The organism is Flavobacterium fructosi (assembly GCF_042787335.1).
GTDB classification, from domain to species: Bacteria; Bacteroidota; Bacteroidia; order Flavobacteriales; family Flavobacteriaceae; genus Flavobacterium; species Flavobacterium fructosi.
Window position 1 is genome coordinate 147,386 of sequence record NZ_JBHZQA010000003.1, and the last position, 25,647, is coordinate 173,032.

The 25,647-nt window shown below is 33.8% G+C and carries 21 protein-coding genes and 3 tRNA genes; 14 read left to right on the forward strand and 10 right to left on the reverse strand.

Going from position 1 to position 25,647, the window contains the following annotated elements; translation table 11 throughout:
• The first annotated feature begins 32 nt into the window (after nucleotides 1–32).
• The 7 genes from ACFX5D_RS05935 (at nucleotide 33) to ACFX5D_RS05965 (ending at nucleotide 7,906) form a co-directional block, all read left to right on the forward strand.
• Entirely contained in the window at nucleotides 33–1,628 is a 1,596-nt protein-coding gene (locus ACFX5D_RS05935; RefSeq protein ID WP_379857320.1) for an amidohydrolase, read from the forward strand.
• A 57-nt stretch (nucleotides 1,629–1,685) separates the two neighbouring features.
• Nucleotides 1,686–2,171, forward strand: a complete 486-nt coding sequence (locus ACFX5D_RS05940; RefSeq protein ID WP_379850004.1) for an Lrp/AsnC family transcriptional regulator — start codon at nucleotides 1,686–1,688, stop codon at nucleotides 2,169–2,171.
• A complete protein-coding gene (locus ACFX5D_RS05945) occupies nucleotides 2,164–3,465 on the forward strand; it encodes an aspartate aminotransferase family protein (RefSeq protein WP_379857321.1) in 1,302 nt (433 codons plus the stop codon). The genes ACFX5D_RS05940 and ACFX5D_RS05945 overlap by 8 nt, the downstream gene beginning before the upstream one ends.
• Complete coding sequence (locus ACFX5D_RS05950; RefSeq protein WP_379857322.1) at nucleotides 3,462–4,883, forward strand: aldehyde dehydrogenase family protein; 1,422 nt, start codon at nucleotides 3,462–3,464, stop codon at nucleotides 4,881–4,883. The genes ACFX5D_RS05945 and ACFX5D_RS05950 overlap by 4 nt, the downstream gene beginning before the upstream one ends.
• Nucleotides 4,884–4,959: 76 nt before the next feature.
• Entirely contained in the window at nucleotides 4,960–5,610 is a 651-nt protein-coding gene (locus tag ACFX5D_RS05955; RefSeq protein WP_379857323.1) for a GNAT family N-acetyltransferase, read from the forward strand.
• Between the two features lie 67 nt (nucleotides 5,611–5,677).
• Nucleotides 5,678–7,030, forward strand: coding sequence for an NAD-dependent succinate-semialdehyde dehydrogenase (locus ACFX5D_RS05960; RefSeq protein ID WP_379857324.1), 1,353 nt, complete (start codon nucleotides 5,678–5,680; stop codon nucleotides 7,028–7,030).
• Nucleotides 7,031–7,069: 39 nt separating this feature from the next.
• Complete coding sequence (locus tag ACFX5D_RS05965) at nucleotides 7,070–7,906, forward strand: hypothetical protein (RefSeq protein ID WP_379857325.1); 837 nt, start codon at nucleotides 7,070–7,072, stop codon at nucleotides 7,904–7,906.
• Nucleotides 7,907–7,996: 90 nt separating this feature from the next.
• Here ACFX5D_RS05965 and ACFX5D_RS05970 read toward each other — a convergent pair whose 3' ends face one another.
• Nucleotides 7,997–8,476, reverse strand: coding sequence for a hypothetical protein (locus ACFX5D_RS05970; RefSeq protein ID WP_379857326.1), 480 nt, complete (start codon nucleotides 8,474–8,476; stop codon nucleotides 7,997–7,999).
• 35 nt (nucleotides 8,477–8,511) lie between these two features.
• Nucleotides 8,512–8,871, reverse strand: coding sequence for a hypothetical protein (locus ACFX5D_RS05975; RefSeq protein ID WP_379850018.1), 360 nt, complete (start codon nucleotides 8,869–8,871; stop codon nucleotides 8,512–8,514).
• Nucleotides 8,872–9,424: 553 nt separating this feature from the next.
• On the opposite strand from ACFX5D_RS05975, the gene ACFX5D_RS05980 reads away from it, so the two are divergent.
• Nucleotides 9,425–10,474, forward strand: coding sequence for an outer membrane beta-barrel protein (locus ACFX5D_RS05980; RefSeq protein WP_379857327.1), 1,050 nt, complete (start codon nucleotides 9,425–9,427; stop codon nucleotides 10,472–10,474).
• A gap of 234 nt (nucleotides 10,475–10,708) precedes the next feature.
• Here the strand turns inward: ACFX5D_RS05980 and ACFX5D_RS05985 are convergent, their stop codons facing one another.
• The 5 genes from ACFX5D_RS05985 to ACFX5D_RS06005 all read right to left on the reverse strand — a co-directional run bounded on the left by ACFX5D_RS05985 (nucleotide 10,709) and on the right by ACFX5D_RS06005 (nucleotide 16,235).
• Nucleotides 10,709–11,611 (reverse strand): N-acetylmuramoyl-L-alanine amidase, encoded by a 903-nt coding sequence (locus ACFX5D_RS05985; RefSeq protein ID WP_379857328.1) that lies wholly within the window; start codon nucleotides 11,609–11,611, stop codon nucleotides 10,709–10,711.
• 44 nt (nucleotides 11,612–11,655) lie between these two features.
• Nucleotides 11,656–12,123: a hypothetical protein gene (locus ACFX5D_RS05990; RefSeq protein ID WP_379850024.1), complete on the reverse strand. Its 468-nt coding sequence runs from the start codon at nucleotides 12,121–12,123 to the stop codon at nucleotides 11,656–11,658.
• Nucleotides 12,124–12,165: 42 nt separating this feature from the next.
• Nucleotides 12,166–13,479, reverse strand: a complete 1,314-nt coding sequence (gene rimO, locus ACFX5D_RS05995) for a 30S ribosomal protein S12 methylthiotransferase RimO (protein ID WP_379857329.1) — start codon at nucleotides 13,477–13,479, stop codon at nucleotides 12,166–12,168.
• Between the two features lie 218 nt (nucleotides 13,480–13,697).
• Nucleotides 13,698–15,203, reverse strand: coding sequence for an OmpP1/FadL family transporter (locus ACFX5D_RS06000; RefSeq protein ID WP_379857330.1), 1,506 nt, complete (start codon nucleotides 15,201–15,203; stop codon nucleotides 13,698–13,700).
• A gap of 48 nt (nucleotides 15,204–15,251) precedes the next feature.
• Nucleotides 15,252–16,235, reverse strand: coding sequence for a hypothetical protein (locus tag ACFX5D_RS06005; protein ID WP_379857331.1), 984 nt, complete (start codon nucleotides 16,233–16,235; stop codon nucleotides 15,252–15,254).
• 101 nt (nucleotides 16,236–16,336) lie between these two features.
• On the opposite strand from ACFX5D_RS06005, the gene proS reads away from it, so the two are divergent.
• The 5 genes from proS (at nucleotide 16,337) to rpsT (ending at nucleotide 18,480) form a co-directional block, all read left to right on the forward strand.
• Nucleotides 16,337–17,815 carry a proline--tRNA ligase gene (proS, locus tag ACFX5D_RS06010; RefSeq protein WP_379857332.1) on the forward strand — a complete coding sequence of 493 codons (1,479 nt, stop codon included), beginning with the start codon at nucleotides 16,337–16,339 and terminating at the stop codon, nucleotides 17,813–17,815.
• Nucleotides 17,816–17,893: 78 nt separating this feature from the next.
• A tRNA-Glu gene (locus ACFX5D_RS06015) sits at nucleotides 17,894–17,965 on the forward strand.
• 46 nt (nucleotides 17,966–18,011) lie between these two features.
• Nucleotides 18,012–18,083, forward strand: a tRNA-Glu gene (locus ACFX5D_RS06020).
• Nucleotides 18,084–18,122: 39 nt separating this feature from the next.
• A tRNA-Glu gene (locus ACFX5D_RS06025) sits at nucleotides 18,123–18,194 on the forward strand.
• A gap of 34 nt (nucleotides 18,195–18,228) precedes the next feature.
• Nucleotides 18,229–18,480 carry a 30S ribosomal protein S20 gene (rpsT, locus tag ACFX5D_RS06030; RefSeq protein WP_073207384.1) on the forward strand — a complete coding sequence of 84 codons (252 nt, stop codon included), beginning with the start codon at nucleotides 18,229–18,231 and terminating at the stop codon, nucleotides 18,478–18,480.
• A gap of 136 nt (nucleotides 18,481–18,616) precedes the next feature.
• Here the strand turns inward: rpsT and ACFX5D_RS06035 are convergent, their stop codons facing one another.
• The gene (locus ACFX5D_RS06035) at nucleotides 18,617–19,024 is read right to left on the reverse strand and encodes a response regulator (protein WP_379857333.1); all 408 of its coding nucleotides are present in this window, start codon (nucleotides 19,022–19,024) and stop codon (nucleotides 18,617–18,619) included.
• On the reverse strand, nucleotides 19,024–20,739 hold the full coding sequence (locus ACFX5D_RS06040) for a PAS domain S-box protein (RefSeq protein ID WP_379857334.1): 1,716 nt from the start codon (nucleotides 20,737–20,739) through the stop codon (nucleotides 19,024–19,026). Before ACFX5D_RS06040 ends, ACFX5D_RS06035 begins: the two co-directional genes overlap by 1 nt.
• Nucleotides 20,740–20,907: 168 nt before the next feature.
• On the opposite strand from ACFX5D_RS06040, the gene typA reads away from it, so the two are divergent.
• Entirely contained in the window at nucleotides 20,908–22,704 is a 1,797-nt protein-coding gene (typA, locus tag ACFX5D_RS06045; protein WP_379857335.1) for a translational GTPase TypA, read from the forward strand.
• A 150-nt stretch (nucleotides 22,705–22,854) separates the two neighbouring features.
• Here typA and ACFX5D_RS06050 read toward each other — a convergent pair whose 3' ends face one another.
• On the reverse strand, nucleotides 22,855–25,641 hold the full coding sequence (locus ACFX5D_RS06050; protein ID WP_379857336.1) for a T9SS type B sorting domain-containing protein: 2,787 nt from the start codon (nucleotides 25,639–25,641) through the stop codon (nucleotides 22,855–22,857).
• Nucleotides 25,642–25,647 lie beyond the last annotated feature (6 nt).

Sequence of the window (25,647 nt, forward strand, 5' to 3'; positions counted from 1 at the left end):
AGTCATAAAGACTAATTCGATATTTAAACTTTATGATATTAGACTTTATGACTTTTAAACTGATATATAATGCCAATATTATTACTATGAATCCTGCTTTTGCAAAAGCGGATTCCATGGTAATTAACCATTTGGGAAAAATTGAAGCCATAGGAACGGAAACTGAATTGCGAAATCAATTTGGTTCTTTTTCCAATGAATTTGATTTTAATGGACAAACTGTTGTTCCGGGGTTAAATGATGCGCATATTCATGTTTGGAAAATTGGACATCTTCGTACCTATATGTTGGATGTTCGGGGTGTGAAATCGATTGTGGAATTCAAAAGATTATTAAAAGAGTTTGCCGATAAAAATCCGAATTCCGAATGGATTATGGCTCGTGGAATTAATGAAATGGTACTGGAAGAAAAACGGTTGCCAACCAAAGAAGATTTAGACGAAATTATTTCTGACAGACCTGTTTTTGTAATAAGAACTTGTGCGCACATTGGAATTGCCAATTCAAAAGCCATAGCAATTTCAGAAGTTGATGAAGCTACTGAAGTTCCTTTTGGAGGAGAAATTCGCAAAAATCAAGATGGAAGCCTGCAAGGTATTTTTACCGAAAGAGCTTTGGGATTAATCATGAATAACATTCCTCCATTTACTTTCGAAGAATATAAAAACATGATTCTAGAAGCGCATCAATATTTGTTGACTTTGGGAATTACAAGCGCTACTGATCCGGCTGCGAATGAGGAATTATTGGCGGCTTACATTAAATTGGACCAAGAAGGATTGTTGAAAGTGCGAATGAATGTTTTTCCGCTTCGAATTCCGGATGGTAGTGACGAAATTCAGGTTTTACCGAAATTATATGAATCGGAATTTTTGCAAATAAAAACCGTGAAGTTTTTTTCTGATGGTGGTTTGAGTTCGGCTACTGCGGCATTGAATGTTCCGTATAAAAATACGGACGGATACAAAGGCGTTTTGAGATTGGATTACGATAAGTTTTATCAAACAGCAAAAGAAGCCGTTGAAAAAGGATTTTCGGTTGCCACACATGCCATTGGTCATAAGGCAGTCGATTTGACTTTGAAAGTGTATCGTGATTTGTTCAAAATTGATAATACATTAAAACACAGAATTGAACACGTTGGGTTTTTATCCAATGCAAATATAAAAGATTTTAAACTGATGAATATGACTGCAGCAATGCAACCGATATTCATTTACGAATTGGCAAATAATTTCAAAAGTACTTTGCCAGACGACTTATTAGATGTGGTTTACCCGTGTAAAACGGTTTTGGATAACGGAATAAATTTAGCCTTATCTACCGATGGACCTGTGGTAAAAGAAATAAATCCCTGGGTTAATATGGAAACGGCGGTTACCCGAAAAGCAATGGATGGGTTTGTCATTGGCGAAAGCCAGAAAATAACTTTCGAGCAAGCTTTACGAGCCTATACAGTAGGAAGTGCGATTGCAGATAATTTAGAAAATATAAAAGGAAATCTATCTACAGGGAAATATGCCGATTTTATTGTCTTGAATAAAAATCCATTTAAATTAGACGATGTTTCTACTGTAGAAGTCAATGAAACTTGGGTAGATGGAGAATTAAAATATCGAAAAGAGTAGAGAATTTTACTTTATCAGAGTTTTAAAATATGATAGGGTTATTAAAATAGTAAAAAGATGAGCGCATTAGATGATGAACTAGATTACCAAATATTGAAGCTGCTTCAAAAGGATGGCAGAATGTCATTTACGGAAATTTCTAAAGAAATTAATGTGGCAGTGAGTACTATTAGGCACCGTTACATTAACTTAATTGAAGATGGCACTTTACAAATAATTGGAAGGGTCGATCCTAATAAAATTGGGTTTAATGCATACGCAAGTGTCTTGATTTCGGTTAAACCAAAATCATATATGAAAACCATTTTTGAGGAATTAGCAAAGTTACCCGAAATTAGTTTTTTGGCTTCTGTTTCAGGGGATTATGATATTGAAGCTAATATTATGTGTCGCGATATGGAACATCTAAATGAATTATTAGGCGATAAAATTCATGCGATGGAAGGTGTTTTTGATACGAAAACAAATATGTATATGAAAATTTACAAATTCGCGCAACCCGATTTAGAATTGGCAAAATTATCAAGCAAGCAACATGAATAATACAGACAAATTATACGAAAGAAGAAAAAAAAGTGTTCCAAACGCTTTGGGAATTTTCAATCCGTCCAGCATTCAATCTGCCAAAGGAGCCATTATTATTGATGCCGATGGCAGAGAATTGATTGATTTTGCTGGAGGAATTGGGGTAAATAATGCAGGACACGGTGTGCCAGAAATTATTGAAGCAATCAAAAGTCAAGTAGATAAATTCATTCATGCTTCCTTCAATGTTTCCGTTTACGAACAATATTTAGACTTAACGGAAAAATTGTGTGAGATTTTGCCGCATGGTGAATCTACTAAAGCAATGCTGACGTTATCTGGCGCTGAATCCGTTGAAAATGCCATAAAAATTGCTCGTGCTGTAACCGGAAAAGCAGGAATTATCTGTTATGACGGTTCCTTTCACGGACGTACAATGATGGCAATGACTTTGACATCTAATGTGAAATACAAAGAAGGTGCCGGACCCTATGCGCCTGAAGTATACCGTTTGGAATATCCATATTACAAACCGAGTATGAATGCCCGTATGACCGCAGATGAATTCGATGATTTGATGATTATGAAGTTGCATAAAACTTTTTCATCAACCGTTTCAATGAGTCAAACCGCTGCAATCATTTTGGAATTAGTACAAGGTGAAGGTGGCTTTACGGTTGCTTCTAAAAAATATGTGCAGTATCTACGAAAATTCTGTACAGAAAATAACATTGTCTTGATTTTTGATGAGGTGCAATCCGGTTTTGGTCGTACTGGAAAATGGGCCGCTTATGAGCATTATGGAGTAATTCCAGATTTGTCAACTTGGGCTAAATCTATGGGTGGCGGAATGCCAATTGGTGCTGTTATTGGAAAACAGGAAATTATGGATGCCGTTAAACCGGGACTTATCGGAGGAACGTATTTGGGAAATCCATTGAGTTGTGTGGCTTCATTGGCAAGTATCAATTACATGCAAAAACATAACATCAATGCGGCTGGAGATAAAGTAGGCAAGATAGTTCGAGAAAGATTCAATCAGTTACAGGCAAAATATCCGAAAAACATTACTGATGTTCGTGGATTGGGAGCGATGTTGGCAATCGAATTTTTTAATCCAGAAACTAAAATGCCTGATGGTGATGCCACAAAAGCCATTGTCAATAAATGTTTAGAGAAAGGACTAATCGTAATCACTTCTGGAACGTACGGAAATTGCATCCGAATTTTAAGTCCATTATTTATAGAAGATGAAATTTTAGAAAAAGGCTTGTCAATTTTAGAAGAAACAATACAAGAAATACTATCATGAGAAAGCAATATATTAATGGAGAATGGTGCGACGCAATTGATGGCGCAACTTGGGATTTGCAAAGTCCGGCTACCGAAGAAATAATTGATAAAGTTCCTTTTGGGAATACTGCTGATTGTGCTTTGGCGATTGCAGCCGCTGAAGCTTCTTTCAAAGAATGGAAAAATACAACACCTTATTTTAGAGCTGAATTTCTAAAAAAGGCAGCCAATTATATGCGGACAAATGTGGAGGCTTTCGCCAAGGAAACTTCGCTGGAAACGGGTAAACCAATGCTGGAATCTCGTGGTGAGTGGCAAGTATCTGCTAATCTTTTCGAATGGTTTGCCGAGGAAGGAAAACGCAGTTACGGACGAGTTATTCCGTCTAGCAGAATCGATAAACGTTCGATGGTTATTTATCAGCCATTAGGAGTTGTTGGTGTAATTACAGCTTGGAATTTTCCAGCTTATAATCCTGCTCGTGCCGTTGCGGCTGCTTTGGCTGCTGGATGTAGCGTGGTCATGAGAGGTTCTGAATTTACGCCTTTATCTAGTTTCAATATGGCAAAAGCATTGCACGAAGCCGGAATACCAAAAGGTGTTTTCAATTTGATTAATACTGAGCCAGTTACTACCGGAACTGAAATGATTGAAAATGCTTTATTGAAAAAAATAAGTTTTACGGGAAGCACAAGAGTTGGAAAAATTCTGATGGACGGTGCTTCAAAAACAGCAACTAAATTATCACTTGAATTAGGTGGAAATGCTCCGGTGATTATAGAAAAAGACGTAAATGTTGAAGCAATTGCGCATCAGGCTTTGGTTGCGAAATTGCGAAATTGCGGTCAAGTTTGTGTTGCTCCGCAACGTTTTTATGTGCATTCCTCTATTTTTAACCAATTTGTTTCGATTGTAAAAGAAGATATTTCGCAATTAAAAACAGGAATTAATGGAGGTGATATTGATTTTATTGGACCATTAATTAATAAAAAACAACAGGAACATTCTTTGGAAATGCTCGAAAAAGCAAAAAGCGAAGGAGCAATTGTTCACATTGGAGGAGAAGCTGCTGAGAAAGGATTTTTTGTTCATCCGGCATTGATTGAAGCCAGACAAAATCAGGCTTTTATTAAGACAGAAGCTTTTGGACCCTTGATGATCGTCATCGCTTTCGAAACGAAAGAAGAAGTTCTGGAATGGGCGAATGACACCGAATATGGTTTGGCTTCTTATGTATTTACTAATGATATTAAAACAGCTAATTTCTATGCGGAAAATCTAGAATTTGGAATGGTAGGAGTCAATGAATGGGCTGCTCACGGGACTGAATTGCCCTTTGTTGGAATAAAAAGTAGCGGAGTGGGACACGAGTCCGGTTCCGAAGGGTTAAAAGAATACATGGAATTGAAACTAATTAGTTACGGTAATATGTCATAGATGTTTTAAAGTCGAAAGCCATAAAGTCAAAAATATTATTAGTCTTTCAAATTTTAAATCTTTCAATTATAAATACATGAAAAAAGAAATTTTAGGTAAATACATTTTGCGAACAGCTACTCCTGAATATGCCAAACAAGAAGCTGAACTTCAAAAAATTGTTTTTCCAACTTTGTCTGAAGAAGAGTTGATGACTGAAGCGCAATACATACGTCACATGGAGATTTTTCCTGAAGGACAAATGGTTGTTTTAGATGGCGATAGAGTTATTGCCGCAACAACAACTTTGCTGCAAAATTACCACAAAGGAAATCATACTTTCTTGGAAATTTCGGATAATTTATGGTTGGGAACACACGATCCAAAAGCGGAATGGCTTTACGGATTAGACGTTTCAGTTCATCCGGATTATCAAGGAAAAGGTATTGGTAGAGAAATTTACAATGCACGTCAGGAGGTAGCTAGAGCATTGGGAACCAAAGGACAAATGACCGCAGGAATGCCTATTGGGTTTGATAATGTGAAAGATCAAATGACTATTGCTGAATATTGTGATAAATTAATTAAGGGCGAAATTATCGACCCAACGGTCACGGCGCAAACTAAATGTGGATTCATTTTGGTAGAGCCATTATTTGATTATTTAGATGATCCCCGAAGCGGAAATTGTTCTGTTTTGATGTATTGGCCTTTGGATCCAAATACGAAATTAAGCGATAGCCATTAAAGAGTAATCAGTGTTCAATCGTAATGGAGTTCTGCCAAGGAACCTTAAACTTTAAACAAAAAACAAAATGATATTCAAATCAATAAATCCATTTTCAACAGAAATTATTGCGGAACACGAAGTGTTGACAAATGCACAATTGAATCAAAAATTGGAATTGTCAGAAAGTGCTTTTAAAAATTGGCGGAATACGTCTTTTCAGGAAAGAGCTGATAAAATGAAAAATCTAGCCAATATTCTTCGAGAAAAAAAGGAAGAATTAGGTTTATTGATTACTAATGAAATGGGTAAAATTGTATCCGAAGGAATTAGTGAAGTCGAAAAATCAGCAGGAAATTGTGACTTCTATGCCGAGAATGCAGAGAAAATGCTAAAAGATGAAAAGTACGACACGCCTTTTACAAGTATGTCTGTCTATGACCCGATGGGTGCTATTTTTGCCATTATGCCTTGGAATTATCCTTTTTGGCAAGTATTGCGTTATGCGGCGCCGGCAATTATGGCTGGTAATGTGACACTTTTAAAACATGCTCCAAACGTTATTGGCTGCGCCAAAGCTATTGAAAATGCATTTCTGGAAGCCGGTTTTCCACAAGGTGTTTTCCAACAAATAACCATTGATATTATTCAAGTCGAAAGTGTAATCGCTTCGGATATTGTGCATGGGATTTCGTTGACAGGTAGTGAAATGGCAGGTTCTTCTGTGGCTTCTTTGGCTGGAAAGCACATAAAAAAATCAGTTATGGAGTTGGGAGGTTCAGATGCATTTATAGTTTTGAATGATGCCGATATTGAAAAAGCGGCGACTGTTGCTACCCAATCCAGAATGCTAAATGCAGGTCAGGCTTGTATTTGTGCCAAACGTTTTATCGTTACCGAAAAAGTAGCGGATGAATTTGCGGCTCTTTTTGCCCAAAAAGTACGTGTTTTAAGTCAAGGAAATCCTTTACAAGATGGAATTAATATGGGACCATTAGCCCGATTGGATTTGGCCGAAAAACTAAGCCATCAATTAGAAAAAGCATTGCAACAAGGAGCGAAATTAGTAGTAGGTGGAGAACGTGAAAATTGCAATTTTCAACCAACATTAATTGATTTTGTAGATGCTAACAATATTGCTTTTCAAGAGGAAACTTTTGGACCATTAGCAACAATAATTAGAGCCAAAGATGAAAATGATGCTATCGAAATTGCCAATAACCATAGATACGGTCTAGCATCAGCAATATGGACAGAAGATCGTGAAAATGCATACCGATTGGCACGAAAAATTGAGGCCGGAAATGTTTTTATAAATTCTTTGGTTCGTTCTGATCCCAGAATTCCCTTTGGAGGAACAAAAAAATCAGGGTACGGAAGAGAGTTGTCTGAAATTGGAATTAAAGAATTTATGAATATGAAATCAGTGATTATCGAATAATTTTAAAATTGAATTAACCAACCAAAAAACCAACCAAATATGAAAAAAGTAGTAATCATTTTAGCTTTTATGCTAACCAGTACAGTGACATTTGCTCAGGAAATTGTTTCAGACACTTCAAAAGTGGAGAAAAAGTGGGATATAAATCTCGATATCGCCAGCCGATACATTTGGAGAGGACAATCTTGGGGAGGTAATTATCCAGTAGCACAATTGTATGGTAATTATAATGTAAATGATAAGTTTTCCGTTGGATTTTGGACCACACATAATTTTAAAAAAGCATATTATGATGCCAATGGAGCATCAAAAGGATACCAAGAATTGGATTTGATTTTAAATTATGCTGTGTCTGATTTTTTGACAGTTTCGGTGCAAGATTATTATTGGCCTTCCACAGACAAACAAGAAGGGGTTTCTAATGATTTTTTTAATTTTGGAAACGATGGGTCACAATCTATTGATTTACAGTTTTTATTTGATTTTTCTGAAAAAGGAGTGCCTATTTGGTTTACTCTAAGTACTTTGGTTGCCGGGAATGATTTTCGATATAAAGATGATAATGATGTGAAAGGGAAGCAAAATTTCACGACTTATGTAGAGTTGGGATATAAGATAGAAGCTCCTTTGGGATTAAGTGTTTCTCCAGTTGTGGGTGCGGTTCTTAATAATAAGGCGGGGTATTATTCTTATGCTGATTATGATAAGCCATCTTTTGTAAATCTAGGATGTAAAGTATCAAAAGAAATTAAATTAAACAAAAGTATTACGATGCCCATTTGGTTGAATTATACCTACAATGCCGCTTCAAATAAGGCTAATTTAGAACCATTTGGGAAGCAGTTTTTGGTGGCAGGAGTTACTTTTTCATATTAATAAAGAAAAATATTTACATAAAAAAAGAGGTTGTCTTGTTATAAAGACAGCCTCTTTTTTTTGGTTTATTTATCCTCTTTGTTAAAAGATCTAATAGGTGTAGCTTATCGCTGTTAAATACTCGTTTTTACTTGATACAATTACAAAAAAGGGATTTCCTTTAAAAGCTGCTTTTTCTTTTAATCGTCGTTCGCCTCGTTCTTGTGTAGATAGATTAGATTCTCCTTTGATTTTAGGTGTAAAGACACGGATGGTCTCTAATTTTTTTAGACCAATAGTTTCTGTTTCTCTCAAAATAATTACTTTTTTGTAGTCGGCTCTTTTTGTTATATCAATTTTTTGGGATGCGATAAAATGTGATTTGTTTGATTTGTCATTTAATTGTGCAACAGCATATTTGCTTATTTTTTTTTCTTCAGAACTTTCAGGAAAGGTATAATAAATCAAATTATTTTCAATTTTAATAAAATTTACATTTATTTTCTCGTCGTTATGCTTTATGATTTGATGTGTTTGTGCCTGTAAATACGCTGTAAAGAACAGCAGTACCAGGGAAAGTGATATTTTCATTTTTGGATGATTTTTTGTTTCTGAAATAATGCCTTTTAGGAGTTGTCTCTTAGAAAAGGGTCTTTGTGTAGCATTGCAAACGGAAATGGTGATAACTCCGGAGGTGGAGTTGGAATGTTAGATTGGTAATCTTCGAATTTTAATAAATAAGTAAAATTATTTTTTTGTTTGAAAAGATGAGGGAATGCTATAAAATTTGATTCGTTGAAAGTTTCGGTAGCGGATAGGTATGTATAATCATCTTCTAGGTTAGTTTCATCGTCAATGTTTTTGTTTAATTCAGAAAAAGTCTGTTTCTCATTTTCGATAAGAAATGCCAGTTTCTGACTGATCAAGATAAATGAAAAGATCGTCAACAATTGTATAAAACTGAATTTAATTATTCTATAACTCATATTGTCAAATTTAAAAAAAGTAAATCTAATTAGCAAATCTAGGGAAGGTGTGGATTAATCGTTTTTATAGTTTCGGTTAATGTATATAGGATGTTTTTGTTGCATTTTTAAGTGAAATTTATTTTTTATAAAATTTATATTTTTGTTTGCACCCTATTTTATATATGGTATATTTTATTTTAAATATTATTTACTTTAATAAAAAGTATTTTTTATTCATTTTTATTTTTTATACTATGTTTTTTAAGGGGTATTTTAAAAAAAGTATTATTATTGATTAATTTAAATTATTCGTTTAAAATAAGAAATAATTATTATTAGGAAGCTATTTTTTGATATCGATAATTCTTATCCAAATTTTAAAAAAAAGAATTGATGAGAAAAAAAAGTTAATAATTTCGCTTCAGAACAATAGCGAATCGGTCTATTTTTAGTAAGAATTAATCTATTTAAAATTGATGAAATTTGTTTAAAACAGCAATTTAACTTATTTGTTTTATTCAAAATGAAAACTAAAAACCAACCATATTATTAACTAAAAACCAAATTATTCATGAAGAAATTAACAACCATTTTAGCGGTTTTATGTGCATCTGGATTTGCTTTTGCACAAGACACACCAGTACCAGCGACTACTTTTAGAGGATCGGCTGATATGTATTATAAATATGATTTTGCGGACTTAGTAGGAAACGGAAAAACAAGTTTTACTAATTCACATAACTCATTTGAGCTTGGAATGGTTTCTATTGCTGCATCTCATAAAATGGGGAAAGCTTCTGTATTTGTGGATTTGGGATTTGGAAATAGAGCTAAAGAATTTACATATAATGATACTGGCAGTTCATTTATGATTAAACAATTAAATTTCACTTATGAAATTTCAGATAAATTTAAAATTACAGCAGGTAGCTTTGGCACTCACATAGGATATGAACTATTGGATGCTGTGGATAATAAAAACTACAGTATGTCTTATGCCTTTACAAACGGACCATTTTTTAATACTGGTGTAAAAGCGCAATATACTTCAGGAAAAGTTAGTTTTATGGCCGGGGTAACAAATCCAACAGATTTTAAAACAGCGATTGAAGCGGGGTCAACTCAAAAAACTTTAATCGGACAAATAGCATATATTGGGGATACAGGAAGTATCTATTTTAATGCAACTTCTGGCAGCTCAAATCCTGCAACTACTGTAAACAAAACACAATTTGATGTAGTAGCGTCAAAAAAGATTTCTGATAAATTCTCTTTAGGATTTAATGGGACTTATGCTTTAATAAATGATGATATGAGAAGTGCAAATGATGAAAAATGGTTTGCTTTAATAGGATATGCAGCCTACGCTCCAAAAAATAATCTTAGTTTAGCGTACAGATTGGAATATTTTGATGCAACGAATGCTGCTGTAACACTATCTGCTTTAGGTGGGTCTAGAATTATAGGAAACACACTTTCATTGAACTACAAAGTTGGAAATTTAACAATCATTCCTGAGGTTAGAGTTGATTTGTCATCGGAAGATGTATTTATAGATCGCAATTCAAGTCCATCAAGTTCTAACGCTTATGTTTTGTTAGGAACAGCGTACCGTTTTTAATTAAATTATACAAAGGCAATATTTTTTTTTGCTGTCAAGATGCTTCTTCAGTATTTTGGCAGCTTTTTTTTATTGGGGGGACTTAATCAAGATTTTTTTTAAGTGCTGAAGTTACGTATAAGGTCACACGGAGCCTTTTCCCAAACTAGAAGTGTCCATTAGTTAGGATTTTGTTGTTTTGTAATCGTATTACTTAGATTTGGAAGGTTTTAAATATTCTTTTAAACTAATAAATTATTGTTTCTTGTATATCGAGTAAATAATATTCTTAGTATTTTCATCGACTGCATCATTTACATCAGACTGAATATAATGCAACTTAAAAGCTGTAACAGCCGCAGAAAGGTTTTTTGTATCGTAACCAATAATTCGCAATCCTTGTTCAATATTAAAGTCTAAAGGTGCCATTTCTACTATTTCATCAGTCCAGATACCAAATCCTTTTTCGGCTAAAATTTTCCATGGAAAATATGCGCTAGGATCTTTTTTTCTGGTAGGTGCAATGTCAGAATGTCCAATAATATTTTGAGTTGGAATGTTGTAATCTTTTTTTAATTTAGTCAAAAGGGCTATCAAACTATTAATTTGTGCGTCAGAAAAAACTTCGGTTCCATTGTTGTCTAGCTCAATTCCGATTGATGCAGAATTGATATCGGTATTTTTACCCCAGGATCCAGTTCCTCCATGCCATGCTCTTAGATAGTCGTTCAACATTTGTATCACTCTGCCATCATCACCAATTACATAATGGGCACTGACTTGCGTACTTGCTAAAGTGAATGTTTTTATAGTTTGTTGTAAAGAATCTTGTGCTGTATGATGAATGATAATAAAGTTAGGTTTTCTTAAGTTAAAATTCACGGTGCTAATCCACTCTGTATTTACACCATTTTTCAAAATAGTAAGCCTAGTTCTTGAAATCGAATCTTTGACATTATGCAGTTGATTGGTAAATAAAGTATCGATTGTGATTTTATAATTATTAACCAATGGTAAAGAAATAGATTGCTTGCTTGAAATCGTTTCTTTTAATGTATTAAGTTTTGTATTGTATATTTTCTCACTGGCCTTGTAAGGATTTGTTGCACAAGACGTGATAACGATAATTAAAATCAGAAAGTAAAAAGAATTCTTCATGTTTTTTTATAATTACATTTCTTTGTTCCAAAAAAAGGGGTTAATTATTTTTTCTTGGATTTTTTTGGATTTTTACTTTCCTCTGAAAATATTTTATACTTTTCTTTTTGATCTTCATTTAATAATTCAATAACTTTTCGTTCCATATTTTCTGAAAGTATTTGAAGGTCTTTCATCTGATCGCTTTGATTCGTTTCTTGTTTCAAAATAACACCTTGTCGTTTGATGCTTTCTAACAAGATATTTGAGATGGCAATTTCCTGAAGCTCATCTAGACTTACCGCCGGTTTTAGTTTAAGCATTATTTTGCCTATCGTTTCTTCGGCAGGAATTTCTCTTGGTTTATCATGACTTCTGTCCTGACTCATTCCGCTATTCATTCGGCCACTATTACCATAACCATTACCTCCGTAACCTCCGCCTCCATATCCATTGTTTCCGTATTGCGCAGAAACCGTTTGAATTGATAATAACACAACAATACTTATTACTGACGGTTTAACTATTTTCATATTGAATATTTTATAAAGGTTGGGGGGATGTGAATTAGAAATCTAAGCAGGTTCTCCGTACAAATCAAATTCAGTAGCTTCGATAATTTTTATCATAACAAACTCTCCAGTTTTTACATAATGCTTGGATGCGTCAATAAGTACTTCGTTATCAACATCAGGACTGTCAAATTCAGTTCGGCCTACAAAATGTCCGCCTTCTTTTCTGTCAATAATACATTTGAAAACTTGACCTACTTTTTCTTGGTTTAAATCCCAGGAAATTTGAGATTGCAATTCCATTATTTCGTTGGCACGCTCTTGTTTTACAGTATCAGGGACATCATCTTCCAGTAGGTATGCATGTGTGTTTTCTTCGTGAGAATAGGCAAAACAACCCATTCTGTCAAATTTCATTTCTTGAACGAAATCTTTTAAAATATTAAAATCTTCTTGCGTTTCTCCAGGATATCCCACAATCAAAGTTGTACGAATTGCCATCCCGGGAACTGCTTCACGGAAATCTTTCAATAATTTTGTTGTTTTTGCCTGAGTTGTTCCTCTTCTCATTGACTTCAAGATAGAATCTGAAATATGTTGCAAAGGAATGTCGATGTAGTTACAAATTTTAGGTTCGCGTTTCATGATCTCCAAAACGTCCATAGGAAAACCAGTAGGGAAGGCGTAGTGCAAACGAATCCATTCGATTCCTTCTACTTTTACTAATGCTTCCAGTAATTCTCCAAGATTACGTTTTTTGTATAAATCAAGACCGTAGTAAGTCAAATCCTGAGCAATCAAAATTAGTTCTTTAACTCCGTTTTTAGCTAAACCTTCTGCTTCTTTTACTAATTTTTCAATAGTTTGAGAAACATTTTTTCCTCGCATTAATGGGATTGCACAAAAACTGCATGGTCTGTCACAACCTTCAGAAATTTTTAAATAGGCGTAATTTTTTGGCGTTGTTGTTAAGCGCTCTCCTAATAATTCATGTTTATAATCGGCTCCTAATGCTTTCAATAATTGCGGTAACTCTGTCGTACCAAAAAACTGATCCACATTTGGAATTTCTTTTTCTAAATCAGGTCTGTAGCGTTCTGAAAGACATCCAGTAACGAAAACCTTATCTACTAAACCTCTTTCTTTTTTGTCTGCATATTCGAGAATCATATTTACTGATTCTGCCTTAGCATTATCGATAAATCCACAAGTATTTATTACAATAATGTTTCCTTCACTTTCGGCTGGCGCTTCATGTTCAACATCTTTGCCGCTGGCACGCAGTTGACCCATAAGCACTTCACTATCATATACATTTTTTGAACACCCAAGAGTGATCACATTGATTTTATTCTTTTTTAAGGACTTCGTTCTCATAGTATTATATTCCCGATAATTTAGGAAGTTTGCAAAATTACGATTTTTTATTCAAACTGAACTTGTTTCCGTTTCTTTTCAAGTGTTTCATGGAGCTATTCCTGCTATCCGTTGCAATCTCCCGAAAAAAAAAATCGGGAGGATTTCCACTTTTATCAGGGCTAAAAAAAATCCGTTTTCTGATAACGAAACAGATTTTCTATAGCGCTTTTTAGATATTACAATTCAAATAATAAAGTCAAAGAGACATTGTTATTGATAGTTTTAATATTTGCACCGTCTGTGAAACCCTGATTGAAAAAGCCTTGATGTGAACTTCTTTTTGCAGTTGAATAAGCCAAATCGACTTTGGTTGAACCAAAATTATACCCTAAACCACCGGAATAACCAGTCAAATCACCTACAGTTGTTTTGTTTTTATAAGGACTTTGTTCGTATCTATAACCCGCTCTTAAACTCAACTTCTCAATTTTGTATTCAGCACCCAATCTCACCTCGCTGGTTTTATCCAAAACAGAACTCATATAATTGTTGACACTATTAAAATACGAATCATTTTCAGGTTGAAATTTCGTGTTGCTGTAATTTTTCATGGCATAATCAATACTGATTAATCCAGATTTTCCAAAAACATAAGCAAAACTTCCAGTCAATTTGCTTGGTGTTTGTAGTTTATATGGTGCATAAACATTTGTGACTTGAGGATCTACAACATCATTGGTATCTGTTTGATTTGCTGCACTGCTTACGGCAACAAGTTTTTGAGAAAATTCATCACTCAAATGATACCAAGTTGATGATTCATAAGCCAGTCCCAAGCGAACTTCGGTAGTAACTTTTGCAATAGCGCCCACTTGAAATGAAAATCCAGTTCCGTAAGTGTACAATTCATTATCAAAACGTAATTTCGTTATTGTGTAATCAGCAGTCAATGGAGCACTATTGTCTTCATAAAAACTAGTAGATTGTCTGTAATCTGTAAAATGAGAGTTTAGGTTCAGTCCTATATATAGTTTGTCTTTGTACGATGTAGCGGCATTAAAAGATAGTTTTCCATTGTAACCGTTTGTTGTTACTGTATTTTCATGATAGTAATTTCCTCCAGCAGGAACATTTGTTGTGTATTGGGTATTGTTGTTATTATTAGGATCGACTGGATTTATGATATACCCTTGATATCCTAAAAACCCTTGCTGCGCTCCGTTATCTAAACTTCTATAACTAGAGTCTCTAAGTTTGCTTAAAGGTATTCCATCGGCATAACTCAAAAAATAATCATCAATTGAGTTGGTTGGATTGGTTCCGGCTGAAAATAATGAATTAGTGTAATTGTTCACATTGTCATAATTCACAGCCAATGAAAACTTTTTCCAATCGCTGTTTGAGTTTCCATTTCTAAAAACAAAAACACCGCCCGCTTGATTTAAATCAAAGGAGTTATCCTTCTCAGTAGTTGTTGTGCCAAAATAATTTGAATTATTTTTTGTGTTATAACTACTTAAAGTTACCGCAATCTGATTATTTGAAAAAACGGCAGAACCGGCAGGATTTATATTCAAAGAGGATAAATCACCGCCTAGAGCTCCGAAAGCGCCTCCCAAAGCTCTAAAGCGGGCGGTACCATTCAAGTTATCTTGTGCATATCGCATGGCATCTGTTATTTCTTGTGCTTGAGCTACAGTAAAAGTGAAGCCAGTTAGTAATAGGAATAAAATTTTTTTCATTTTATATCAGCTTAAATTTGTTTTGTTTTGTTCAATCTAAAGTAAAAATTATCTTCTTCTTCCTCCGCCTCCAGATGATCTTCCACCATCATTGCTGCTGCTGCCAGAGTTTGAAGGGCTATATGATCTTGAGGATGAATTAGAGTCGTTTCTAGGGCTTGGTGTGTAGGTTCTGGTATTGGAGTTGCTATCACTGCGAGAGTTTGTTGTACTTGATCTTCTGCTGGGCGTATAGCTAGAATTGTTTTGATTTTGAAATTGGTTTCTAGAAAACGTAGGACTTGTTCTAGTGTCGTTGTAAGTAGAATTTTTATAGTTTCCTCCTCTAGTGCCATTTACTTGGTTTTGAGAATAATCTGTAGAACTTCGGTTGTTATAGTTTCGAGTGCTATTTATATTGTTCGAATAATTAGAGCCTCTTCTACTCGGGTTGTAAGAATAATTGTTATTGTTGTAATATCCAGATGAATATCCTCCACCATAATAAGGATATCCATAATTTGAGTATCCAAATCCAAACCCATAATAAGGAAATCCCCAGCCGAAACTAGAATAACCATATCCATAAGGATAACCATAACCGAAATTTGAATAGTCATATCCATAAGGATAGCCATAACCGAAATTTGAATATCCATATCCATAAGGCGAGCCATATCCATATCCTAACGAAACACCCCATTGATTTGGATAGATATTTATATCAGCTTTTTGATAATTATTTCCCCAATCGCTGTAGCCGGAACCAGTTTGTTGATCGCTTTGATTTGAATCATTGTAACTATCAATATCAGTGAAAATTTGAGTAGACTGATTGTCTTTTTGCAAAGAACTAAAATAATCCTTGTACCGATTGTTTGCGCCAACTTGAGGCTCTCTTTGAATATTTTCAGTCTCAGTAGTTCCATATATACCGTCTCTATTGTAATAAGAACTGTTTTGATAGGAGCCACAAGAGGATAAGAAAATGATCAAAAACCCAATAATATAATAAATTGATGCATTTCTGAAGAAAAAAGTACTAGTTTTCATATCTATGGGGTTTTTTATTGTTGGACACTACAAAAATAGTTAGTTTTGCGGAACTATTTAGTTAAAATAATTAAAACAAAATTTGTGCCAAACTATTCAATATGAGTAAGAACTTAACTACAAGATCAGAAGATTATTCAAAATGGTATAACGAGCTGGTTGTGAAGGCTGATCTAGCCGAAAATTCAGGTGTAAGAGGTTGCATGGTAATCAAGCCTTACGGTTATGCAATTTGGGAGAAAATGCAAGCGGAGTTGGATCGAATGTTTAAAGAAACAGGTCATCAAAACGCCTATTTTCCTTTATTTGTTCCAAAAAGCATGTTTGAAGCAGAAGAGAAAAATGCTGAAGGATTTGCAAAAGAATGTGCGATTGTTACTCATTATAGATTAAAGAACGACCCTGATAGGCCTGGTAAGCTTATGGTTGATCCTAATGCGAAGCTGGAAGAAGAATTAATCGTTCGTCCAACGAGTGAAGCTATTATTTGGTCAACATACAAAGGATGGGTTCAGTCTTATAGAGATTTACCGTTGTTAATTAACCAATGGGCAAATGTTGTTCGATGGGAAATGAGAACCAGATTATTTTTACGTACCGCTGAATTTTTGTGGCAAGAAGGGCACACAGCTCATGCTACAAAAGCAGAGGCTGTTGAAGAATCTGAAAAAATGATGAATGTTTATGCTGATTTTGCCGAGAATTTCATGGCAATTCCAGTTATAAAAGGAATAAAAACGGAAACAGAACGTTTTGCAGGAGCTGAAGAGACCTATTGTATCGAAGCCTTAATGCAGGACGGAAAAGCACTGCAAGCTGGAACATCTCATTTTTTAGGCCAGAACTTTGCAAAAGCATTTGATGTTAAATTTGCTAATGCCGAAGGAAAGCAAGAACATGTTTGGGGAACTTCTTGGGGCGTTTCAACTCGCTTGATGGGCGCTCTGGTAATGACGCATTCTGATGATCAAGGGTTGGTTTTACCTCCTAATTTGGCGCCGATTCAAGTGGTAGTGGTTCCTATATATAAAACAGACGAACAACTAGAAGCCATCACGGCCGAAGTAGAGGTTTTGGTAAAAGCATTTAAGAAATTGAATATTTCTGTGAAATATGACAATAGAACAACTCAAAAACCAGGGTTTAAATTTGCAGAATGGGAATTAAAAGGTGTTCCTGTTAGAATTGCGGTAGGTCCTAAAGATTTAGAAAATGGAACTTTTGAAGTTGCACGAAGAGATACATTATCAAAAGAAATTATTTCAAAAGAAGGAATTACGACTTATATCAGCGATTTGTTAGAACAAATTCAAAAAGAATTGTTCGAAAAAGCATTGAATTATCGAAATACACACATTACCGAAGTAAATAGTTTTGATGAATTTAAACAAGTTTTGGACGCTAAAGGAGGCTTTGTATCAGCTCATTGGGATGGAACTGCAGCTACTGAAGAGAAGATTAAAGACTTGACTAAAGCGACCATCAGATGTATTCCTTTAGACAGAGTAGAAGAGACGGGAAGCTGTGTATTTACTGGTGGTGAGTCTATAGGGAGAGTGTTGTTTGCGAAGGCATATTAAAAAAAAATAAATTTTTTCGCGTCTACTATTGTACGTTTCAAAAATAGTTGTATTTTTGCATCCGCATTAGAGAAGCAGGGCCCGTTCGTCTATCGGTTAGGACGCATGGTTTTCATCCATGTAAGAGCGGTTCGATTCCGCTACGGGCTACTATTTTTCTGCATGTTATAGTTATCCTGAACTTAGAAGGAAAAATGGCCCGTTCGTCTATCGGTTAGGACGCATGGTTTTCATCCATGTAAGAGCGGTTCGATTCCGCTACGGGCTACAAATTCAATTGTAAGATTGAAATAACTTAGGAGGATAAGGTCCGTTCGTCTAGGGGTTAGGACGCCAAGATTTCGTCTTGGTAACAGGGGTTCGATTCCCTTACGGACTACAAAAAAAATAGTAAAAGATAAAAAAGCAATAAAATGGCAAATCATAAATCAGCTCTAAAAAGAATTAGAAGTAACGAAAAGAGAAGAGTATTAAACAGATACCAACACAAAACTACTCGTAATGCAATTAAAGCATTAAGAATAGCTACTGATAAAGTAGATGCTACTTCTAAATTGTCAAATGTAATATCTATGATTGATAAATTAGCTAAGAAAAATATCATTCATGATAACAAAGCTTCTAATTTAAAATCTAAATTAACGAAACACGTTGCTAAATTGTAATTAATATAATTTATCTACATATAAAAAAAGCTCCCATATATTGGGAGCTTTTTTTATACAGTGTTTTTAGATTTTATTTTTTAGGTAACACTTACAGCAAATGTTCTAGGCTAAAAAGAATCAATAGTACTAGCTTTTAGATTTTATTTTTTAAGTATTCAAGCATGGTTAAGGTGATAGGTTTCGATAGGAAATCAATAACCATAGGGTAGGTTTTTGACTTTTCTCGGTCCTCGGGGTCTACAGTTGAGGAAAGAATGATAATCTTTATATCTTTAAATTCAGAGAATGCTTCGCTTTTAAAATAATCCAGAAATTCCCAACCTCCCATAATTGGCATATTTAGATCCAAAAAAATTAATTGTGGATGTCTTTTTAATTGATTTTCAGTGTTAGTATATTTTAAAGTGTTAAAGTAATGAAGAGCTTCTTCTCCATTTTGTGCCGTGATAATTTCATTTGAAAAGGAAGCTTTAATGATCACTTTTTCGCATAACATAAGTGTTATAAGATCGTCATCAATGCATAAAATTTGGTCTAACATTATTGTTTATTTTTAAATGTTAATGTGAATGAAGTTCCTTTGTTTACTTCGCTCTCAATGCTAATAGTTCCTCCCATGGTTTCAACTTGGGATTTGACTAAATATAATCCTAATCCTTTACTGTCAGGATAATTGTGAAATCTTTGATAGAGTCCAAATACTTTATCTCGATTTCTTTCTAAATCAATTCCAATTCCATTGTCTTGAAATGTTAAGTAAACGATATCGTCAACTTCGCTAGCATTTATTGTTATTTTTAACTGTCTGTTTTCGGATTTGTATTTTATGGCATTTGTTAGTAGGTTTAGCATAATGCTTTCTATGTACGCTTTGTTAGTGTTTAAAACAGAAACTTTTTCGAAATTAAGTTTAATTATCGGTTTGTATAATTCTATTTGAAAACTTAATTGATTAAAAACGTTTTTAAAAATTTCTTTTAAGAGTAAAGCTTCTTTTTGAATAGACGGATTGTCTTTAATGATAATTACTTTTACTAAGTCGTTAACGGTGTCGTTTAGTAAATGAGTTGATTTACTAAAGCCATTTATAATTTCCTTTAATTCTTGATTTTCTATTGGTATGTCTTCGATTAAGTTTAAAAGTCCGGTTAAATTAGACAATGGGGCTCTGAGGTTATGTGAAGTAATGTAAGAAAACTGTTTTAAGTCTTTATTGTTTTGCGTTAATTCTCTGATAAGCTGTTCTTTTTCTTTTTCCTGTTTTTTTTCCTCCGAAACATCTCGTTGTATTGATATCCAATGTGAAAGTTCGTTTTCTGTATTGTAGATTGGAATCATGGAGAAACGCACCCAATATTCTTCTTTATTTTTTTTATAACTAATGGTTTCAATTAGGCATTCTTGTTTCTTTTTTAAAGCATCAATTAATTTTCTATATTCTTCTTTATCAGAATTAGGACCTTTAAAAATATTTGGAGTTTTTCCAATAATTTCATCTGTATGATAACCAGACATTACGGAAAAGGCCGGATTGACATATATTATTTTGGGAATTTCAGAATTTTTAAAATTTGGTTCCGTAATAATTATGGAATCTTTGGACTGTGTAATGACGGTTTCTAATAATTTAAGGCGTTGTTCTTCTTCTTTTTGTTTTGTGATATCCTGGATTGCACCAATCATTCTTACTGCTTTTCCTTCTTCATCTTTTAAAAGGAAACCTTTATCTAAAACGTATTTATAACTTCCATTAGCACATTTAAAGCGATATTGATCTTGCCAATTCTCCGTTTTTTGTTCTATAAATGAATATAATTTAATCGACATCTTTATACTGTCTTCAGGATGTATTTTTTCAAACCACCAAGTGGAACTACTGCCAACTTCCTCTTGTGTATATCCGAAAATCACTTCTATTCCTTTATTCCAATTAAAATTGTCTTCTTGTATTTTCCAGTCCCATATGGTGTCACTTGTTGCTTTTGCTACGATATCATATTTTTCATTTGACTCTTTAATTTCTTCATTTGTCTTCTTGAGTTTTTCGACAATTGAGGCGTTTTGATTGTCGTTTTTTGATAAAATTAATTTGTAAGCTATTCCTGTTAAAATTATAAACAGCAAATCTTTTACGAAATTATAGTTTTGATAGCTAGTGTTGTAAATGAATTTTTGAAGTAATTTATGGCAAATAATGGCCAAAAATAACGAGATAAGGATATAGATTATAATTATTTGATTGGTTTTGTTTTTCATTACTCAAATATATAGAAATAATGTTAAAATACTAAATAACATTTGAACTTATTTTGTCTCTTTTTGCTACTTTATTTTTAATGTAATACGTTAACAATATGTAAACTATTGCATAAATATTTTTTATATCAAAATAAAGTGTACCTTTGCACCCATTAAAAATCACAGATGGAATCTATTAGAAACATTGCAATTATTGCCCACGTCGATCACGGTAAAACAACTTTGGTTGATAAAATTATGTATCACTGTCAGTTATTTCGTGACAACGAAAACACAGGTGACTTAATCCTTGATAACAACGACTTAGAGCGTGAAAGAGGTATTACTATTACTTCAAAAAATGTTTCTGTAGTATACAAAGGAACAAAAATCAACATTATCGATACTCCTGGTCACGCCGATTTTGGTGGTGAAGTAGAGCGTGTATTGAACATGGCTGATGGAGTTTGTTTACTTGTGGATGCATTTGAAGGCCCAATGCCTCAAACTCGTTTTGTATTACAAAAAGCACTAGATCTTGGTTTGAAACCATGCGTTGTTATTAATAAAGTAGATAAAGAAAACTGTACTCCTGAAGAAGTTCATGAGAAAGTTTTTGACTTAATGTTCGAATTAGGAGCAGAAGAATGGCAATTAGATTTCCCAACTGTCTATGGTTCAGCTAAAAATAACTGGATGTCTGACCATTGGGAAAACGTAACTGATAATGTTGAAGCATTATTGGATATGGTTATTGCTAATGTACCAGCTCCAAAAGTTTCTGAAGGAACACCACAAATGTTGATTACTTCATTAGACTTCTCCGCTTTTACAGGTCGTATTGCTATTGGTCGTCTTGAAAGAGGTGTATTGAAAGAAGGTATGCCAATCTCATTAGTAAAAAGAGACGGTACAATAATGAAATCTAGAATTAAAGAACTTCATACTTTTGAAGGACTTGGTCGCAAAAAAGTACAAGAAGTAATTGCTGGAGATATTTGTGCAATTATTGGTGTTGAAGGATTTGAAATTGGAGATACTATCGCTGATTTTGAAAACCCAGAGGCATTGAAAACAATTGACATTGATGAGCCTACTATGAGTATGTTGTTTACAATTAATGACTCTCCTTTCTTTGGTAAAGAGGGTAAATTTGTAACTTCTCGTCATATTAGAGATCGTTTGACAAAAGAATTAGAGAAAAACTTAGCAATGAAATTGGGTGAAACTGATTCAGCTGATAAGTTCATGGTTTTTGGACGTGGAGTACTTCACTTATCTGTTCTTATTGAAACAATGAGAAGAGAAGGGTATGAGTTACAAATTGGTCAACCACAAGTTATTATTAAAGAAATTGATGGTAAAAAATGTGAGCCAATTGAGGAATTGACAATCGATTTGCCAGAAAATCTTTCAGGTAGAGCAGTAGAATTCGTTACAATGCGTAAAGGAGAAATGCTTTCTATGGAAACTAAAGGGGAACGTATGATTGTAAAATTTAATATTCCATCTCGTGGAATTATTGGATTGCGTAATCAATTACTTACTGCAACAGCTGGGGAGGCTATTATGGCACACCGTTTTATTGGATATGAGCCTTACAAAGGAGAAATTGCGGGACGTAACAAAGGTTCATTGATTTCTATGGAGAAAGGAAAAGCTATTCCTTATTCTATCGATAAATTGCAAGATCGTGGTAAATTTTTTGTTGAACCAAATGCCGAAATTTACGAAGGTCAGGTAATTGGAGAAAACTCTCGTGCAGATGATATGTGTGTAAACGTAACTAAAGAGAAAAAACAATCTAACGTTCGTTCTTCTGGAAATGATGAAAAAGCAAGAATTATCCCTCCGATTATTTTCTCATTAGAGGAAGCTTTAGAATACATTCAAAAAGATGAATATGTAGAGGTTACACCAAAATCTATTCGTTTGAGAAAAATCTATTTGACTGAAACTGATAGAAAAAGATTTAAAATTTAATTTTATATTTTTATAAAAGAAAAGCCATTCGCAAGAATGGCTTTTTTTATGGCTTTATTTTTTACTATTTTATTTTTGTAAATTTTTATTTTATGCTAAAAAAAGAGTGAAAGTATGGAAGGGTATAGGTGTTTTTTACTTTGAATCTGATTATCTTTTTAAACTAAAATGTCCTTTCGCTTCTCGGCCGTCTTCTAATTTTATGATGAACCAATAATCATCGGAAGGCATAGTTGCTTTATTATAGATTCCGTCCCAACCTTGACTTGAAGGGGATAATTGTCTCAGTAATTTTCCGTATCGGTCAAAAATAGATATAACCGCATTCTTATAAATAATTGAACTTATTCCTTTTAAGTTCCAATAATCGTTGTAACCGTCACCGTTTGGTGTGAAAAATTTAGGGGCATCTAATACTGAAAAACTTTTCGATCTTTGACCACATCCATTTTTGTTTTCTACAACTAATTCATGAAAACCACCTGGTACGTTTTCAAAAATTGGTGAACTTTGAAAAGAAGTTTCGGTTCCGTTTTGAAAATGTATCTTATATCTGTAATCTTCTGAATTAGCTACTTCAATTATCACTTGGTTGACAGGCTGTAAGTCTTGGATTATAATATTATTTATTTTTGCTAAATATGATAGTGTTACTATGCATTTTCGCGTTGTGATGCAACCAGATTTGTTTTTTAATACTACGCTATATTCTCCTTCTTTATTGACCGATATCGTGGGGCTAGTTTGGCCAGTTGACCACAGATAAGTAAAGTCACTTTCGGTTGATGGTGCTAGAAGTCTGGCATCTAATTGTAAAAAAGGATTTGTAGCTCCCTCACATAGAATTTTATTTTCTAAATTATTTACTTTTGGTGTTGGTTCTGCAATAATTTCAAAATGTCCCATTCCATAACAGCCTTCATCATTTTCAGCTCTAATGTATATTGTTTTTGAAACTGAAGAATATTGTTCTGCGAGTTCATTAATGCCCAATGATGCATCGGATTCTTTGGCATAAAAAAACAAACGTACATCGGGAGGTAAATTCAATTCGGTTTTTATTAGATCTTTTTTTTGTTTTAAATTAAACAAACCTTTTCCACTACCAAGATCACATTCATGCATTGCTTCAGGTAATAAAAGAACACTTTTATTGGCATGTAACACTACTGATCCAATACTGTAGCAAGATGAGTTGGGTTGAGTTACTTTTGCAAATAAAATCTCGTTGGGAATACTGTTTCGGTACTTTAGGGGTATTGATGAGGAATTTGTAATGTCATTATCTGCATCACTTTTACTATGGTAATAATAGACCTCGTACTCTTTTTGGCCTAAGCTAATAGGTTCATTGGCGAGAGCTAAATTAAACATTGTTAGACCATCTGTAGATAAGCTGTCTTGTGTATCGCATTGAATTAATTTATAAGTCGTTGCAAGTATTTTGGGAACATCATATATGGTAATTATTTTTTCCAGGGGCTCCCTATCCTCCCCATTTACAGTTTTTATTAAACTTACTTTATAATCGCCAGTTTTTGCATATGTATGATATGCATCTCGGTCTTTGGAAGTTGAACCGTCGCCAAAATCCCAAAGAACAGCATCTATATTTTCGACAGAATTGATGTGAAAATGTGTAGCCTGTCCTAAACAATTGAATTCATAATTAAACGCATATAAAAACAAAGAGGTGATAAAGGGAGGCAAGCCTAATTTAGTTTTTCCTGTACCTAAATCTACATAGTTCTGTAGAAAATTACAACTGGATCCATCTAATTCTGGATTGTTTATTACTGATAATTTATTGCTGCTATCAGCTCCAAAAGGATATCCGGAGCGATATATCTTTTCATCAAGAGCTAATTGTAAAGCACCTGCGACATTTGTTGAAGAGTTGATTGTGGTTTTTGATGCAATAATATTAGAACTTTTCAGATTAAATTGAATTAATAAACTTCCTAATGAAACGTCATCGTTACTGAATAGATTTGTAGTGACATATAATTTTTTAGATTTTGCTGAAAATTCTATACCATACGGATTTGCTCCGTTAAGAATTGAAGATCCATTACCTACTTTTCCGGTTAAAGAATCAAAGTCAAATAACCAGACGTTACCTGTATTTCTGATTATATTATTTTTTGGACCTAAATCATCATTCGGTTTTACAGCTGTATTTGCTATAGCAATTTTTTTTCCATTAGGCGATGTTTTTAAATATCCAATTGCATTTGAAAGGTAACCGCCTGTAGGTACATTTAGTGGTGTATTTGATTGGATAGGTTTTTTATCAACACCCAGATTACTTATTTTGAAGGAAAAAAAAGTGCTTTTAAAATGGGTGATTACCCAAAAAGAAACGCCGTCTCCATGCTGTACTGCCGTAATTTTTTCGGAACATTTGAATTTTACATCTTCAGCATTATTTACATCGTAGGTTATAAGAGGTATGTTTTTTTCCATAGTGGAAACATCACCTAAACCGTTATTTAACCTTAAATCAATTAAAGAATAATTTAGTCCATTATTGGGAGGATCTTCATCATTTAATGGGTTGCTATCTACGTTTGCAGGAAGTGGCTGGTCGACCGTGAAAATATAATACAGATTAGGATTGTTAGGTTTTGGAACTATAATCGCGGATTGTGTACTTGAGTTGTGTCCCAATAAGCCAAATCCATTTGGCATAACTTGATGTGTTTTGTCATATACAACAGAGCCATCGGTATAAAAAAGTAAATTTCCATTTTTATCTGAAATAGTTGTGCATCCTTCGGCAGTATTTAGTTGACCGTCCGTTAAAATAATGGGACTTCCGGAATTAAAATCTAAACCGGCCCTTACTCCAAAATACCAATTTGCAGCTTCCTTTTGGGAAAAAGTAGGTGCTGTAGATAATAAAAGAATAAAGATAAATAATGTACAATTTTTCATATTTAC